Annotated in this window: 14 protein-coding genes; 4 read left to right on the top strand and 10 right to left on the bottom strand. The window is 58.7% G+C overall.

The window, feature by feature from the left end; translation table 11 throughout:
• The 8 genes from VN887_04815 to VN887_04780 all read right to left on the bottom strand — a co-directional run.
• Positions 1-186, bottom strand: a 186-nt coding sequence (locus VN887_04815) for an FAD-dependent oxidoreductase (protein ID HXT39326.1), incomplete at its 3' end; no start/stop codon positions are given.
• Between the two features lie 64 nt (positions 187-250).
• Positions 251-2,320: a CehA/McbA family metallohydrolase gene (locus tag VN887_04810; GenBank protein HXT39325.1), complete on the bottom strand. Its 2,070-nt coding sequence runs from the start codon at positions 2,318-2,320 to the stop codon at positions 251-253.
• Between the two features lie 127 nt (positions 2,321-2,447).
• On the bottom strand, positions 2,448-2,966 hold the full coding sequence (locus VN887_04805) for a PEP-CTERM sorting domain-containing protein (GenBank protein ID HXT39324.1): 519 nt from the start codon (positions 2,964-2,966) through the stop codon (positions 2,448-2,450).
• A gap of 162 nt (positions 2,967-3,128) precedes the next feature.
• Complete coding sequence (locus VN887_04800) at positions 3,129-3,257, bottom strand: hypothetical protein (protein HXT39323.1); 129 nt, start codon at positions 3,255-3,257, stop codon at positions 3,129-3,131.
• Between the two features lie 169 nt (positions 3,258-3,426).
• Positions 3,427-4,767 (bottom strand): ABC transporter permease, encoded by a 1,341-nt coding sequence (locus tag VN887_04795; GenBank protein ID HXT39322.1) that lies wholly within the window; start codon positions 4,765-4,767, stop codon positions 3,427-3,429.
• Positions 4,768-4,857: 90 nt separating this feature from the next.
• Positions 4,858-5,496, bottom strand: coding sequence for an ABC transporter ATP-binding protein (locus VN887_04790; protein HXT39321.1), 639 nt, complete (start codon positions 5,494-5,496; stop codon positions 4,858-4,860).
• 89 nt (positions 5,497-5,585) lie between these two features.
• Positions 5,586-7,547 carry an HlyD family efflux transporter periplasmic adaptor subunit gene (locus VN887_04785; protein HXT39320.1) on the bottom strand — a complete coding sequence of 654 codons (1,962 nt, stop codon included), beginning with the start codon at positions 7,545-7,547 and terminating at the stop codon, positions 5,586-5,588.
• Entirely contained in the window at positions 7,531-9,258 is a 1,728-nt protein-coding gene (locus tag VN887_04780; protein HXT39319.1) for a TolC family protein, read from the bottom strand. The genes VN887_04785 and VN887_04780 overlap by 17 nt, the downstream gene beginning before the upstream one ends.
• A 390-nt stretch (positions 9,259-9,648) precedes the next feature.
• Here VN887_04780 and VN887_04775 point away from each other — a divergent pair, with 390 nt between their 5' ends.
• Positions 9,649-10,146: a hypothetical protein gene (locus VN887_04775; protein ID HXT39318.1), complete on the top strand. Its 498-nt coding sequence runs from the start codon at positions 9,649-9,651 to the stop codon at positions 10,144-10,146.
• A gap of 51 nt (positions 10,147-10,197) precedes the next feature.
• On the opposite strand, the gene VN887_04770 is transcribed toward VN887_04775, so the two are convergent.
• Positions 10,198-12,144 carry a hypothetical protein gene (locus VN887_04770; protein ID HXT39317.1) on the bottom strand — a complete coding sequence of 649 codons (1,947 nt, stop codon included), beginning with the start codon at positions 12,142-12,144 and terminating at the stop codon, positions 10,198-10,200.
• A 144-nt stretch (positions 12,145-12,288) separates the two neighbouring features.
• Here VN887_04770 and VN887_04765 point away from each other — a divergent pair, with 144 nt between their 5' ends.
• The 3 genes from VN887_04765 to VN887_04755 all read left to right on the top strand — a co-directional run bounded on the left by VN887_04765 (position 12,289) and on the right by VN887_04755 (position 15,713).
• A complete protein-coding gene (locus VN887_04765) occupies positions 12,289-13,089 on the top strand; it encodes a hypothetical protein (protein HXT39316.1) in 801 nt (266 codons plus the stop codon).
• A gap of 49 nt (positions 13,090-13,138) precedes the next feature.
• A complete protein-coding gene (locus tag VN887_04760; GenBank protein ID HXT39315.1) occupies positions 13,139-14,026 on the top strand; it encodes a DNRLRE domain-containing protein in 888 nt (295 codons plus the stop codon).
• Positions 14,027-14,345: 319 nt separating this feature from the next.
• The gene (locus VN887_04755; protein ID HXT39314.1) at positions 14,346-15,713 is read left to right on the top strand and encodes a hypothetical protein; all 1,368 of its coding nucleotides are present in this window, start codon (positions 14,346-14,348) and stop codon (positions 15,711-15,713) included.
• 107 nt (positions 15,714-15,820) lie between these two features.
• Here VN887_04755 and VN887_04750 read toward each other — a convergent pair.
• Positions 15,821-16,479: substrate-binding domain-containing protein (locus tag VN887_04750; GenBank protein HXT39313.1), on the bottom strand; the 659-nt coding region annotated here is incomplete at its 5' end.

Genomic DNA, 16,479 nt, shown 5'->3' with positions numbered 1-16,479 from the left:
GATCAGTTTGGTGCTGCGGCTCGAGGTCGCTTTGGCGAAATCATCCCGCTCCACGAGCACGGTGCTGTAACCCCGCGACGCCGCTTCCACCGCCGTGCCCAGCCCGGTGGCACCTCCACCAATCACAAGAAAATCCCAGCCCGCCGGGGACTCGCGGATGCGTTTCAATGAATCCTCGCGATTCACACTCGATCAAGGGCTTGCTTCACATCGCGCAATCGGCCGGCAACACCGCCGAATCGAACCCCTCTCAATTTGCTTTCGGTGGAAGGGTGGCCGTGTAGGCCGCAAAACCACGTTGCACCTGCCGGAGTGCACCTTTGAGCGTTTGCTCGAATTCCGCGGAACGCACGTCCCCGCCTGACGCCTGGCACAAACTTGCGGCTTGGGCGGCGACCGCTTCATCGTACCTCGCGAGTTCGGCGATCAATTTGCCCGGGTCGCCACCACTATGTTTGACGATTTCCCTCGCATAGGCGCGCGGCGCGGTAAATTTGCCATCGCCGTCGCCGTCCACCCAGATGGGATTTGTCGCGCCGATGACACGCGGCTCCCACGCGCGCGAGCTGGGTTGATACGGTTTTGGAATCTGCCAGTACGGTCCGGTCACCGGCGGGCCGGAGGCGATGGCGACGAGATGCACATCGTGAGCGGGCCTGGGAATGATCCATGTGACGCGTGTTTTCTCGACCGGGCTGACGGGCGCTTCGACCTGTTGCTCGCGAATCCTCACGCCGTTCGCGTAAAGCTCGACGCGATCCGCGCTGGTCCACGATGGTCCGAGCACGGTCACGCTCACGCGCAACAGCTCGCCGAGGCCTGTGGCCAGATCGCCGACGCCGAATTTGTCCTCGACCGTCATTTGCGTCAGCAACCCCAGACTCACCAGCACCCGGCCTTTGAGAAAACTTTGGCAGGCCGCCTCGACGTTGATCCTTCCCGGATCGGCGTCGTCGCACATCACATAGCTGCGACCCTGGCCGACGATGTAGCGACTCACGTCGTGACAATCGCTCGAACCCACGGCCGTGACGCGATACCCGTAATTCAGCAACGCGAACCAGTCACGAAACGTCAGCATCAGGTCGGATTGCAACGCCGATGAATTTACGACCTCCATCGCGTCAAAACTGAATTCGAAGCCGCGCCGGTTTTCGCCCGTGACCGGGTTGAAATTCTTCGCCGCGAACGGCTGGAAGTTGCTGTGGATGTTGCGGGGATGGTTCAGCACCACGACCCGCACGCCCGGCGTCGCCCGCAATTCCCCCATCAGTTTGGGCCAGTCGGTGAGATGACGGTTGGGCACGCGGCTGCCCGCCTGGACAGGGAAAATGTTGAAGTGGCCTGCATCCGTGGTGACCTCGTCGCCGATGATCGGCGTGAAATAATTCTGCACGCCCGTTTTGCGCGCGGGTTCCGCGTAGTCGATCAGAACATCGTGGTCTGTCGCAACAGGCAGTTCGATGCCCTCGCCGGCCAGCGTGAGCATCCGCTCTTCCACGGTGGCATCGCCGTGATGGCTGTACGTGAACGTGTGGACGTGCGTGTCGCAGGCGACCAGGCCCGGCGTTGGGACCTCCCGCCTGAGTCGCAGGTGTATCGGATACGTCCGGCCGGGCGGCAGCGTGACACTCTGAGTGCTGACGCTGTATTCAAAACCACGCGAAGCGTAGAGTTTGAAAACTCCAGAGGGTAATCCGATCCGCGCCGTGCCATCGGGCGTGTACACGACACCCGGCCGGACGGCGAAGGCGGGCGCGGAGTTTTCCATGTAAAACGGAAACAGCGAACCGTATTGTGTCGTGACGGTGAGGCGGCAGGGCAAAGGTTTTTGATTCTCGTCGTCAACGACGCGAATGTTCAATGTGGACTCGTTCAACGCCTCCCGCGGTGGGCGTTGGTCCAGGACAAACTGGCCCACCTCAATGTCGTCGCGTTCTTTCGGCGGAATGATTGAAAGGGTGTTTACACCGTCGCGCAACACGCCGGGTGGCAGCGCCAGCGCCTGGACAAGGTCCTGCTCGGAGAGAAACAGTTTCCCGATTTTCCGCCCATTTAGTTCCACACTCCAGTCCAGCTTCACATCGCGCTGGCGGATGAACAGCGTGCCTTCGTTCGTGTTGGCGTGCGCGGTGAACTGAACGTCCAACTTTCGTCCTTCAGGTGTTTTCCCTTCGAACTCCTTCCATTCCGGGTCGCCCGGCGTGCCGAGGTAATGGAGTCTTTCGTCGATGGTGCGCACCAGGCCCACGGCGGCGCGGCAAGGCGTTGCGGCGAAGAGCAAGCCCAGAACGACGATTGCTTTTATGCGGACGAGCATTGTCGGAAGTGCAGGGAAAACCGGCCAAGAAGTCGAGCGAGAAACGTGTTGCCGCGATGGTCGCCGCCTGGTGGCAAACCGACTGACGGGCGTACGCCCGACCCGGACCGACCGGGCGGATTTGTCTTCAGCAGGACGATTTAGAACTGCGGCGCTTGAACAACATGAACCCGATGCCCCCAGCCGCCAGCAGGGCGAGCGATGAAGGCTCCGGAACAGTGGCGACATAGTTGTCAAACGTTGCGTCGGCGGTGGCCGCGCCGGAGTTGTCGAACACCACGAACCCGTTTATGCCGCTGCCGTAGGTTGAGTCGATGCTGGTGACAGTCGCGAGAGGCGTGGACAGGTCGCTCAGATCGAAAACCTGGCCGGCGAGAGTGTTTCCGGTCCCTGTGAAGACGAAGCGATAATCGTTCGCGGGGTTGAGCGTAACCGAGAACGACCCCAACCCGGTCGGAGCTTCACCGGTGATTCTGGAAATGTCAATGGAACCACCGGTCGAGTATGTTAAAGCGTAACCATCCGTTGTGCCCAGACCGGGATTAGTGACCCGACCCAAAACACCGAAGGCCTGATTCAGCGAGTTGTTCCAATCGACCAGATCGTAGCTGACTGAGAAGTCGGTGTAAGTCTGGTCCGTTCTCAAACTCCCGGCCCGGCTCGGTCCCAGCGTGCCCGGACTCGGGGAGAGGGCCGATTGAATTCGATAGCCGCCGCTCGGGAAGCTGTAGGTTGCCGGCGCGCCGAAACCACTGAACGGATCGTAATGTGTCCAGCCCGTGTCGTTGCCGCCGTTGAAATCGTCCGATTACGCCCGGACGACCGTCCCGCCGCCATGCAACAGCAGGCACAACAAGATGGCGGCCAGGCAATACCTGCCAACGACGGTAAGCAATCGAAAGCCCTGACCACGCCATGCAGGATTCGGGTTGATCATAAATCGAACGGGTTGAGTTTTCGCCATTTCCTGGCCTGTGATTTCTCGGGACAGCTCGGGTAACAGCCCGGTGCGTATTATTCCTGTCCCCTGCGGTCAATCTCGAAATTTCGCAACGTCCTCGTTCGCTGGGCGAGGTTTGGTCAAACACATTCATCACGCGTCAGCGTTACTCATGCCTGAGCGCTTCCACCGGATCCATCTGCGCCGCGCGTGTGGCGGGATAGATGCCGAAAACGATGCCGACGATGGCGGAAATGCTGAAGGCGACCATCGGCGACCATAAGGTGATGATGGTTCTCATGCCGGCAAAGTGAGTGACAAACCATGGGATGGTCACGCCCAGCAACACTCCCATCACCCCGCCGGCGCCGGAGAGCATCACCGTCTCGACGAGAAACTGCGTGATGATGTCGCGGCGCTTGGCGCCGAGCGCGCGGCGGATGCCGATCTCACGCGTGCGCTCGGTCACACTGGCCAGCATGATGTTCATGATGCCGATGCCGCCCACGAGCAACGAAATCGCCGCGATCGAGCCAAGCACGATGTTGAAAATCTGCTTCGTGCGTTCGGCCTGTCTGAGTTTTTCCAGGGGGACGTCAATGTCGTAATCCTTCCGTTTATGATTGCGCTCCATGAGCTGCTTGATCGCCTCCGACACGGACACGACCTGCTCCAGTTTTTCCACCTTCACCGTCACTTCATGGAGTTCGACCCTCTCCTGCTCGAAGCTCCCGCTCCGCACCTTGCGGAGGATCTCGCCGTAACGGGTCTTCGCGGTTTCGAGCGGAATGAACATGCGCTCCGCGGCGTCCCGGGCGCTGTCCTGGGCCGCTTCGGTATGTTGTGCCGCCTTGCCGACCGGTTCCATCACGCCGATGACCTCGTAATAATCACCGCCAATGCGGACGTCTTTGCCGAGAGGCGATTCGAGGGGGAAAAGGGCCTTGACCATCCCTGCGCCCAGAACGCAGACGTTCGCCTTGTCCTCCATTTCCGCCTCGGTGAAAAAACGGCCGGTGGCGACGTGGTGGTTGCGCATTTGCGGATACCACGGGACGGTCCCCATGATTTCGGAGTCGACGCGCCGGCTGATGTTCCAGACGTATTCGCGCATGATTCGGCCCGGCACAACGACGGTGACGCCGGGAATCGTGGATTTAATGCGCTTGATGTCGGTGTAAGTGAGGCCGTACTGGAGCACGTAGCTCTGGCTGCCCTTGTCCGAAACTTTCTGTTCTTCCGGTGGTTTGACGCTGCGAAGAATGATGTTCTGGCTGCCGAGATTTTTGATCGTTTCCTGAGCTTCGTAGCTCGCGCCTTCGCCGATCGCCAGCATGGCGATGACGGAGCAGACGCCGAACACGATGCCCAGCACGGTGAGAAGCGAACGGAGCTTGTGCAGCCAAAGACTCTTCACACCCAGCCGCACGGCGCGGTTGAGGCGTGTGAGAGCCGATCCGTGGGCGGCACGGGGGGAAGCCGAGAAATGGAGAGGTGTGTCAGACATGAGGCAGGGCGGCGGGCGACTCCCGCGAACAGTCCCGGCGCGCGGGACCTTCCTCCTGGCTTGCGGGGCTGGTCATTCGCGAATGCTCATTCATGACCGCACGTCGCTTTCGACCTGGCCGTCGCGGAGGCGAATGGCGCGGCGCGTGTGGCGCGAAACACTTTCGTCGTGCGTCACGAGGATGATGGTTTTGCCCTGTTGATGGAGTTCGTCAAAGATTTTCAAAATCTCGACGCCGGATGCGGAATCGAGATTGCCGGTCGGCTCGTCGGCAAGGATGACGAGCGGGTCGTTCACCAGCGCACGCGCGATGGCGACGCGCTGTTGCTGGCCGCCCGAGAGCTCGAACGGTTTGTGATTCAAACGATTGCCCAACCCGACGCGTTCAGCGTACTCGGCGGCCAGGGTCCGGCTCTCCTCCTCCGGCCTGTTCTGGTAGTAAAGCGGGACTTCGATGTTCTCCACGACGGTCAGTTGCTGGATGAGGTTGTAGGATTGGAAAATGAATCCAAGCCGGGCGCCGCGAACGGCGGAGAGCGCGTCGTCGTCCATTTCGGACACATCCTCGGAGCCGAGCAGATAACGGCCGGATGAAGGGCGGTCGAGGCAACCGAGGAGGTTCAACATGGTGGACTTGCCGCAGCCGGACGGCCCCATGATGCTGACGTATTCGCCAGCCACGATCCCCAGGGACACGCCGCGCAGCGCCTCGACGACCACCAGACCCATCCGGTAGGTCTTGCGGATGTTGTCGAACTGAACGATGGACGCTGGCGTTGGCGATTTCTCCATTTGCAGGTCACGGGTGAACGGGCATTTCATCCGACTTTTACAGGAGCCGCTGCCTTTGACGGGGCGGATTTCTGCTCCGGCTTGCCTTTTTCCGTTCCGCTCTCGGTCGGGGCCTTATCACTCGTTTCCGGCTGACCGCTTTCCGGAGGACGCAGCAGAACTTTTTCCCCTTCCTTCAATCCGCTCTTGACCTCGATGAACGCGTCGTTGAATTGGCCGACTTCGACCTCGCGCTTCTCCGGCTTGAGTCCGTGAACAACGTAACAGATTTGTTTTCCCTCGTTCGGCACGACCGACTGGATCGGCACATAAACGACATCGCTCAGATGGTCCACCAGGATTTCCGCCTTCGCGCTCATGCCCGGTTTGATCCAGTCGTACGTGCCGTTGATGGTGATGGTGGTGAGATAAACCTTCATGTCGGGATTCATCCAACGGTTCTGTGAATCGGGCAGCACACCAACCTTGGTGACTTCACCGTCGAGGACCTGATCGGGAAACGCGTCCACGGTGATGCGGACCTTTTGGCCTTTCCTGACCTTTTTGATGTAGCTTTCGTGAATTTTTACCTTCACCGACATTTTTGTCATGTCGGGGATCGTGATGATGGCCTGGCGTTCGCGCACGGTGGCGCCTTCGCGGATGGGTTCCTGGTTGCCGTAGTAAAACATCTCCTCGCCGCCGCCGCCGTAAACGACGAGTCCGGCCTTTTTGGCCTTCAACACGCATTTTTCGAGCTGCTCGTTGAATTCGTTCCGCTGGCGCAACTGGACGTTGTACTGGCCCTGGGCGGACTTCAACTTGGCGTCGGCCTGCGCCAGTTTGGAAATTGCCGCTTTTTTCGCGCGATCCAGTTCGCGCATCGCTTCGGCGTACTTCGACAATGCCTCCTCCGAGGATTTTGTGAACTCGTATTTCAGGAACAGGTCGCGCGCCGTGTCCGCCGTCTGCACTTTGAGCCGGCTGTTTTCGTAGGCGATATCGTCCCGCTCCAGATCGATCTTGGTTACAAAACCCTTTTCAAAAAGCCGCTTCGTGCCTTCCAGCGTGGCCTTCGCCTGGCCGAGTTCCTTTTGCGCCACCTGCAAATCGTCATCGAACTTGCGGAGCTTTTGTTTCGCCTCGCCGTCTCCGAGCGCCTCGATCTTTGCAAATTTCGAAAAATCCACGAAAATCTTTTTCGCGGGCGCGTTGGTCATAGGGCCCGTTTCAAGATTCTGTCCCGCGGGCGGTTTGTCGGGTTTGGGCGCCGGTTCCGCGGAGGGTAGTGGCGGCGATTGAACGGGCCTCTCGACTCCGCCGGCCAGTTGGACCGTTTTTGGCGCGTCGCCCGAAGGGGCGGGTGCCACTATCAGCCCGCTGTTGGGCGGCACGGCCAGCGTGGACTGGTCGGCAGGCGGCCTTCGATCGCCCGTGTTTGCTGCTTCCGCCGCAAGTTCCTTTTCCAGGCCGATCTGGTCGATGATTCCCTGAGTGACCGTGTCGCCGAGGAATTTGTCGAAATCCATCCGCGCAAAGCGCGCCTTTTGCTCGGCGGCCTGGATGTCGCTGACATTTTGATTCAACTGGATGTCGTAACCCTGCTGGGCATCCGTCAGCGACGCGGCGGCCTGCTGAAACTGGATCTCCTGCTGGACGATCTGCTTCTGCAGGTCGGATGAATCCAGTTCCACGAGGACCTTGTTGGTTCGCACGTCCTCATCCGTGACCTGGTAGCCTTCCTCGACGATCTTCAGGATCTTGGTGCCCTGGTAGCCCACCCGCACTTCGCATTTGATTTCCTGTGATTCGAGCGCCTGGATGCTGCCTCCTTCGAGCACGGAAATATCAAGCGGGCCGCGCCGGGCGGTGAACATCGCGGCGCTCGTCGTGCCTTTGCCGCCGCTCATCAGCCAGACGGCGGCGAGCACGAGGATCAGGATGAAGACTCCCACGCGCCAGCGCGGTTGCGATTTGAGCAAGGTAAAGAGTTTAGTTCGATTTGGCATCGGCGACCTCCTCCCATTGTCCGTTGTCTTTGATGTAAAGGATTCCCAGATTGTTCCAGAATTGCAGGCGCGCGATGGTGTGGCTGACCAGCGCCTGGGTCAGCTGGTTTTTTGAATCGTTCAAAGCGTTCTGCGCATCCACCTGGTCCTGTGCCCGCGCACGGCCCAGCTCGGCCAGAAGATTCTGCTCCTCCACCCGCCGCTCGGCGAGCTTTACGCCGATCTCGTTGATCTCATAATTCCGCTTGGCCTGGTCCAGGGCGCGCCAGCCATTTCGCACATCGAGTTTGATCTGGTCCGCCTGTTGTTCGAAGGTCCGCCGGGCCGCTTCGTACGTGATCAATGAAGCCCGATAGGCGTTGCGCTCCGCCTTGCGTTCGAGCGGCAGGTTCAAGTTCAGGCCGGCGCTCCAGTTGTACCGGTTGATGTCCGGCACGGGAAAGCGCGTGGAGCTTTCCTGTGGGCTGTCGATCCCCGCGGATGCGACCAGGTCCACCTGTGCCTTGAGGGCGTTCGCAGCGATGCCGATCTTTCGACCCGCGTCCTCGAATTGTTCGCGCAAATTCTGATAGTCGAGCCGCGTCGCCAGTGCAACTTTGGTGGACTCCTCCACGCTGATGTCCGGGTGAACAATCTTCAACTGTTCGAGGTCGCGATCGTCGAGGACGATATTGGCGTCCGTGGACAGGCCAAGCTGGATTTTGAAGCTGTCGAGGTCCTGCTTGTAATTGTTCAGACCGGCAATCCATTGGCTCTCGGCCAGAAGTTCCTGTTGTTCGAGCCGCCCCAGATCCGCCTGGGTCACCCGGCCTTCGCGCGCGAGCGCACGCGTCCGGTCCGCGTTCCGTCGCGAGCTTTGCAGGTTGATATAGCTGTTGCGCGCCACGTCCCGGCTCTGCAACACGCGGTAGTAGGCGGTTGCCACATCCACACTGAATCGCTTTCGGAAAAGGGTGAAATTGCGCAGCGCGTAAAGCAGGTTGCGTTCGGATTGAGTCAGGTTTTCCATCGTCACCCGGTAGCCCGCGCCGCGCCAAAGCGGCTGGATGAGCGTCCCCAGGACGCGTGAAGAGACCCGGGTGCCGGGATCACCGCTCAAATAGCGGAAAAAATCCGAAGTGAAGGAGGCGGACAGACGCGCGCCGGTGCTCAGCAAAATGCTGCCCAGACTCTGGCCGCTGGCGCTGAAACTCCGTGACTCCGCCAGGTTGTCGCTGATGACGGGAATCTGCCGTTGTCCCGTGGGGTCGGTGGGGTCGGGCACGGTGTCAACCACCGGGGCGGTGTTGACGTTGTAACTGGCCGTGCCGCCGGCGGAAAAAATGGGGGCGAACTGATGCCGCGCAAGCGTCAGACCGAGCGCCGCGAGAAACAGCTGCTCCTTCTGGCTTTGATAAATCCTGCTGTGAGTGACCGCAATGTCCAGCGCCTTCTCCAGGGAAATGACGCGGGCCCCGCGCTCCAGCTCGCCGTCCCGGCCCAAAAACTCCTCGACGTTCGTCGTCGCGGGCAGACCCTCCAGAAAGAATTGGTTCGTTTGTTCGATGGTGAAATGTTCCTCCATGTTTTTCACCAGGGGCGACTTCTGGGCGATCGCGCCGTACGCCTCCTTGTCCGCGGATTTTCGATAATGCTGCGTGGAACAACCGGTCAAAACAAAACAGACCGCGAGCAGCAGGGGCCACAGCCCGGGTTGCAGAAACCGTTTCATCAAAGGGGTTAATCGGTCTATGGACGCCTCATCCGCCATGCCTGTTCATTTTTCGCCAAATATTTCGCGCATCAGACCCGCCGGTAACATCTCCCTGCGCCGGACCGCCGCGGAATATTAAACTCCGGACCCGGAACAATGTTCCGCCTGCTTCGCTGCAGCCCGTTTGTGCCGTTCCCAACTTCGACAGTACACGGGCCGATTAGTCACAAATCAACCGGCTGGCGCGGTCAAGCGGCGCGGAAAAGCTGCGGTGCCTCCAGACTAACCGGTGCTTTGAGGATGTAAAGCCTGCCGGTTTAGAAGCGGGTCGGACCCGGGAACCGGGCGGGGATTTTTTTCGAACGAACAGTTGTCGGACCGGACCCAGGGAACGATAGTAAGTGCGCTATGAAGAAATTATTCGTCACAGCAATCATGATGGCGCTGCTGGGCGGTTTTGCCCAGGCAGCGGAGGTCTCAACGAACGCCTTGAGCCGGTCCGACGGGGCGCCCGATCATCGATTCGGCGCGGGTCTGATCCTCGGCGAGCCGATCGGCGTTTCCGTGAAATACTGGCTCAATGACCAGATCGCGCTTGACGGTGCGGCGGCGTGGTCCTTCTGGCATGAGAACAACTTCGAGTTCCATGCCGACGCGCTGTTCCACAAGTTCGACTGGATTCCCGTCGGCCGCGGCAAACTGCCCGTCTATTTCGGTGGCGGTTTCCGCGTGAAGTTGCAGGACAACGCCGATGACCGGTTCGGCGTGCGGGGGCCGGTGGGGCTCAGTTACATGTTCGAAGACCTGCCGCTGGACATCTTTGTCGAAGTCGGCCCGGTGCTTGATTTCACGCCGAAACTTCAGGGAGGCGTGACGGGCGGCATTGGCGCGAGATACTGGTTCTGACCGAAACAAGAAAACCGATACCGGGCGCGGGCGCCGTTGCCCGCGCCTTTTTTACTGGCCGGAAACCCGATAGAAACCCTGACTGTCCCCGCCGGCTGGAAAGGTTATCGGACTGATGGTGAAAGGTGTGCCGAATACAGCCCAATTGCCCGTTGTAAGATTCGTCCGGACCTGCAACTGATAGGGCGGCGTCCCACCAGCAACCGCGAACGTGACATTTCCGCCCGAATAAGAAAGCAAGGTGACGGTCAGCGGAGATGCGACCGGCGCCACCGTGACGGGATTCGAGAAAATGGCGGTCACAGCCCGTCCCGCTTGTGTCGCCAGACTCGAGTCCCTGGAATAAGTAACCAGCGCGGCGATGGTCGTCGTGCCGCCGAGGCCCAGGTTGCTGATGTCATACGCGACGTGGTTCGCCGTTGAATCCAGATCCTGCGCTGAACCGTCGATGACAGACCCCAGATAAGTCTTCCCCTGAACGAACACGTTCGTCTGGCCCGTTGCGTCCGGCAGGGTCAGCGCCGTCGGGTCAACGGTATAAAAATCAACGATGGCAGTTGAATAGTTGTTTGTGTTCATCGGCGGAATCGTGACCAGCAATTGCGTCCCCGACGCATTCGTTGAAAGCGAGGTGGTGAAATTGTTCGTGCTGTCGGCAAGAACAGTCGAGTAATAGGTTGCGATGCCCACGCCCTGGTCCTGCATCAGGACGGCGCTGGCGTTGTTGACCAGCGTGTTGCCCCGGAGGAGTATCTGGGCTGCGTCCGCGCCGTCGTTGTCGTTGTTGCTGTCGTCCAGATCAATGAACGCGCGGACTGGCGAGTCGCACGATCCCATCTGGCAACCGAGGCCATCGACAAGGTTACCCTCCAGCGCATCGCTGACTCCGTCGAAATTCGAACCGGCTCGGATGCTGGACCGACTCCAGGCGCTGAACAAAGTGACATTGTTCACGAGCTGGCTACGGGGAAAAGCCGCTCGCCCGTCAATCCCAACGCCAACGTAATTGCCCGCGAAAGTGATGTTCGTTGCCGGCCCCCGGAATTCGGCAAAGGTCGTGTGATACACTGGCCCGAACACGTTCCTTTCGTTCGCGTCGCCTGCGCCGTCGCCGTCCGTCCCGATGATCATGTTGTCGCCCGCGCCGTTTTCGATGGCTTCGATGCCCTGCCCGTCCAGTAGAGCGACAGTGGATAGGTCCAGAAAATTTGTGCCGCTGGGAAAGACGTTGAAGAAATTGCCGGCCACTTTGACGTCGGGCGTCTCCAGGTTGACGGCCACTCCCATGCCCATGCAGATGTTGAATTCCGCCGGATCGTTTTGCCCGTCGCCGTCCGTGCCGAAAACCAGGCCGGATGCACTGACACCGTTAGCGTCCTTGAACGCAGCCACCGCCGAGCGTCCGCCCGCGACTGTCGCTCCGTCGGGATCGAGTCCAAACCAGCATCCGCTGATGCGCGCGTTGGTGGCATCGTGGATGAGCGCAATGCAATAAATCTCCGGATCGGACGAACCGCCGGCTGTCTGCCGGGAAAGAAAGCTCACGCCTTGTATCTTGAAATTCTTCGCCCCGAAAACAGGGAGAATCGCGCTTTCCGAGTCGAAAAAGCCGGAGCCATCAAGAGATCCGAGCCGGGTCCTTTGCTCGGGCCCATCGCGTGAGTCGAGCACGATTTGGATTTTTGCGCTGTTGAATGCGAGGATGGTGTTTGTGTTCGGCGACGCCCCGGGCTGGCTGTATCCGTCAATAGTCACGCTGCTATTCGTGATGAAGGGATAACCGGCATCTGGCGTTTTGAGATAATGCGGCCCTGGTCCTGGAATGTTGAACTGGACGGTGTCGCCGTCATGCAGGCTGCTCAACGCCATCACCAGATTCGTTTCATTCAGACCGGGACTGACATTATTGGTCGTGTTGACCGAGATGATGGCCGTTCTGGCGACAAAGCAAAACAAAACGAGAGTTGAGACAAGAAAGGAAAACGACAGCTTTTTCATAACGTGTTCGTAATGACTGAGACCATCCTTACTGAGATCATCCCTAAATTGAAGGCAAGAAATCTTTTGCATTGGGACGGCAGGAAGGAACACGAAACAACAACTTTCTTGTAAAGGAAGGCAGTGACTGTTAATGAACCGCCGATGCGGATCAGGAATTCTTTGCGCCCGGCTGTTGCGCTCCTGGGCATCACTCTTGCAGCGTCATTGCCGGTGCGCGGAGCAGTAGTGAACCTCAACCCGACTGCAGATGCGTTTGTCACCACCGGGCCGGCAAACAATCTGGCCACGAATAATTACGGCGGCGCCGGCGCACTCGCAGTTTCGGCGGCGGGCTCTTCCCAGGGCGAGTTTCAATCCGTGATGCGCTTCGACACGAGTGGCGCAAAGAGTTCATTCGACAGTCTTTACGGCGCGGGTTTGTGGAGTGTGCAGTCCGTAACCTTGCAGCTCTCGGCCGCAGCGCCAAATAATGCGATCTTTAATGCAAACAACGCCGGCTCGTTTGAATTGACATGGATGCAAAACGATGGCTGGACCGAGGGCACAGGCAATCCCAACACGCCGGGAACGGGCGGAATAACCTACTCGGCCTTGCAAAGCACTTTCATCAATCCGGGTGTGGATGAAGCGCTGGGCACGTTCAGTCACGACGGCTCAAGCAGCGGCACATTTATCTACACACTGAGCCCATCGTCAGGCCTTGTAACCGATCTTTTGGCTGGCGACCTCGTAAGCTTACGCCTGTCGGCTGCAGACACCACGGTAAGTTATTTTTTTGATTCGCGCAGCTTTGGGACGGCTGCGGACCGACCGCTCCTGAGCATCACCGCTGCGCCTGAGCCGGGAACGGTGTCGTTGCTGGTACTGGGCGGGCTGCTGTGCATGATTCGAGAGAGGACGCAGCCTCGGCGACGGCGAGGAGCCATTCACGACGCGGCCTGAGACCTCCTACCAACCTTCAATAAAGCGCCGAGCGGTCATAGGATGGTATATGCAGCATTCGAGGCAGGAGATTGTTGGGATCGTAGCCGCTCTTGTCACGATCTTTGCCCCGAACATCCTGAGCGCCGACACCGTCACTTTGATCCCGACTGAGGATGCAACAATTTCCGAAAAGAGCCTGGATATACCACTGGGCGGTCAACCAACTCTTGACTCGGGCACGACGGGTCCGAATGAGGGGTTGAAAATGAATCGCGCCCTCCTGAAGTTCAACGTTGCAGCGAACATTCCAACAAATGCGACAGTCACTTCCGCGACGCTCACCACGACGGTTGTCCAAGCTCCAACAACTACCGGCCTCTGGTTTAGTTTGCACAAAATTTTACAGGGCTGGAGTGAAAGCGCGGTTACTTGGACTAATCGCTTGTCGCCAGCGGCACCATGGAGCGCTCCGGGGGGTGAGGAGGGGCCGGATTATTCCAGTTTAGTGACTCAATCGAACCTCATCACTGGAACCGGCACCTTCGCGTTCGCCTCCAACTCGAACTTGGTGGCCGACGTTCAGGATTGGGTGAGCAATCCGGTCACTAATTCCGGGTGGATTCTCATTTGCGACCAGGAAGATTTGGAGAGAAGCGTGCGAAAATTCGCATCTCGCGAAACCAGCTACGCGACCAACCGTCCATCGCTTGAGGTTCAGTTCACCCGGCCTTTTCCCCCGACCTTGACGGTCATTCCGATGACGAATGGCAACTTTCAATTCTTCTTCAACGCCGAATCCAATCGCAATTACTTGGTCCTGTATGGCGGTGATTGCGCTACTACGAATTGGGCGGTTCTCAAGAATATCACGCCCCTGCTCGCTCCGACAAATGTCCTGGTTTCCGAACCGCTTTTGACGAACAGCAATCGTTTCTACCGCGTCTTGGCCCTCTGACCACCCGTATGCACGCCGGGAGTGCGAACTCGAACCTGTGAGGATCGATTCCCAAAACGCGTGTTGATCGAAGCAGACCCGGCAACGCAGAGACCGAACGCGTCACGGCGCTGGGATTGGCGTTACAACTTCACGTTCCTTCAGACAATGCGGGGTCCAGGTCCGTATAGGGCACGGAGCATTGCACGGCTTTCCGTGTCGTGGTAACTCCTGCTTAAACAAAGAGAGGAAAATCTTGCCTCAAATAGATTTTGGCCCTAATGCTTATGACAATCCGGCTTGAACTCAGTAAGGGCAAATACCCAACGGCAAAATCGCTATGAAAAAACTCCACCTCCCAACTCTGTTGGCCCGTCTGACAGTCGTTGTTGTCCTGCTCCGATTATCGGGAATTGTTTACGCTCAAACCTGGTCATTGTTTGGCATCTCCGGCATGCAACAGAGTTCCGATCAAACCGGGACAAATCTTTGGGATCATATGGATCATACGTTGTTTCGTATCAACCCTGCCAATGGAAGGCTCACCCAGGTTACAGTAATGCCATGGGTTTTAGACAGTCAGACCATTGCTTATTGCTCCGCGAACGGCCTGCTTTATCACACGGGCGGCGATGGTGCTTACCGGGATGACCCGACCCGTGAAGTCCATGACCAGGACCCCAATATCGTAACAGCTGGGGGCGCCTATCAGGACAACCAGTACATGGGAACATATAATCTCCTGACGCATGCGATGGCCGGGGTTTACAACGCCAATCCATGTCCGAATCCAGATAATGCTGCCAATGATGTTGGCAACGATGGCCTATTTCTACCCTGCTTTGGTCTGCCGGCTCCGGTGCCGCCCTGGGTGGAGCCCCAGTATCGGCGGGACTCGACCATGACCGATCCAACAAACCGAATCACCGGCCCGAACGAACCCAGCGGCATCCATGGCACGGCCTGGTCCTCCGAGTTGAATTCCTGGTATCTTAGCGACGGTGCCCTTTACAAGATGTCGCTTGATGGCATGACTTGCACAAAGATCGGCACGCCGGTTTTTCAGATTCCAACTGACGATTTAATAACATACACAAACGGACTTCAGCCTGTTGCAGATCTCAAAGCGCTGGCTTTCATGAAGGTCGGAGGGCAGACCAAATTGTTCGGGACCTGGCGGGATGACGCCGGCACTATCTCTGGAAACACCAACGGTTGGATCATGGAGATTGACCCGGTTACTGGTACCAATCTCGCCCAAATTGCCGTACACCCTCCACCGGGTGGCAGTCCAGTGGGCAATGGTGATGAGTTTGGCGGGATCCTCGGACTTGCGCAGAACCCCCAGACGGGAGTAGTTTACGCGATTCGCAAGACGGAAAATGGTCTTCCCCGCGAACTGGTCACGATCGATCTCGCGACCGGCGACTCGACGTTGATGGGGCTCTTACAGGATGTGGACAACTTCTGGCAAGCCATCACGACTTTGGCATTTGCCCCGGACATTTTGATCACCTCGATCAGCCAGAGCGGCTCCACTCTCACGATCACTTGGACCGGCGCCGCAGGACCCACTTTCTCGCTGCAGACATCCGCCTCGCTGAGTCCTTCCGCAACTTGGACAACAGTTGCTTCGGGCCTTTCCGGTCCGTCTACAACCACTTCCATAACAAACAGCCTGGGTTTCTTTAAGATCAGCAAACCCTGACGCTGCTTGATTCTGTCAAGGCCCGCCGGAAAAGGCGGGCCTTTTTCGTCGGCAAAGGCGACAACGCTTTGCCGTTGTTCCATCAATATCGATAATCTGGTCGCCGGTCACTTTGAAAGTGTTTGAGCACGGTGCTTCAATTCGTTCAGGAACGCCTGGATGATGGGTGTCGTTTTGCCCGGCCATAGCGCGGCCAGCGTCACGGGAAGGAAACCCTCCAACGGCAATGCGCGAACTCCGGGTGAGAGTTTCGATCGGGGAATGGCGACCGAGAGGCCAACGCCATACCCGTTCTCGACATAAGTTTCAATCAACGCCAGCGATGACACTTCGATGCGCGGGAACCAGTCAACACCCAGGCGGCCGAGGCCCTGCTGAAAGTGTTTCGGGATGCTCTCATACGCCGGCAGACTGATGAGCGTTTCGTCAATCTTGTCCCGCTTCCACAATTCCCCGGGCCCGGCAATCCGGCTCGTTTTTCCGACGAGAAGCACCAAAGGCAGTTTGAGCAACGGCGCGGAATTGACGCCCGGAGGCGGCTTGCCCTCGATCACGGTCACGGCGAGATCCAGTTCCTGTTTCTGGAGCCAGGCTTTGAGCTGCGGCTGGTGCCCCTCCCGCAGCGTCAGTTTCAGGTTGGGAAATCTCTTGCGCACGTGCCGGGCCAGTTCCGGCAGATGATCCCGCAGAACAGTGCCGGAAGCGCCGAAGCGCAGTTGCTGGGCAGCGCCGCCACGCAGTTCATCGGCCAGGGGCTCCAACCCTT

The organism is Candidatus Angelobacter sp. (assembly GCA_035607015.1).
GTDB lineage: Bacteria > Verrucomicrobiota > Verrucomicrobiia > Limisphaerales > AV2 > AV2.
The sequence above is the reverse complement of the archived record's forward strand: the minus strand, read 5'-3'. Positions and strand labels throughout refer to the sequence as shown.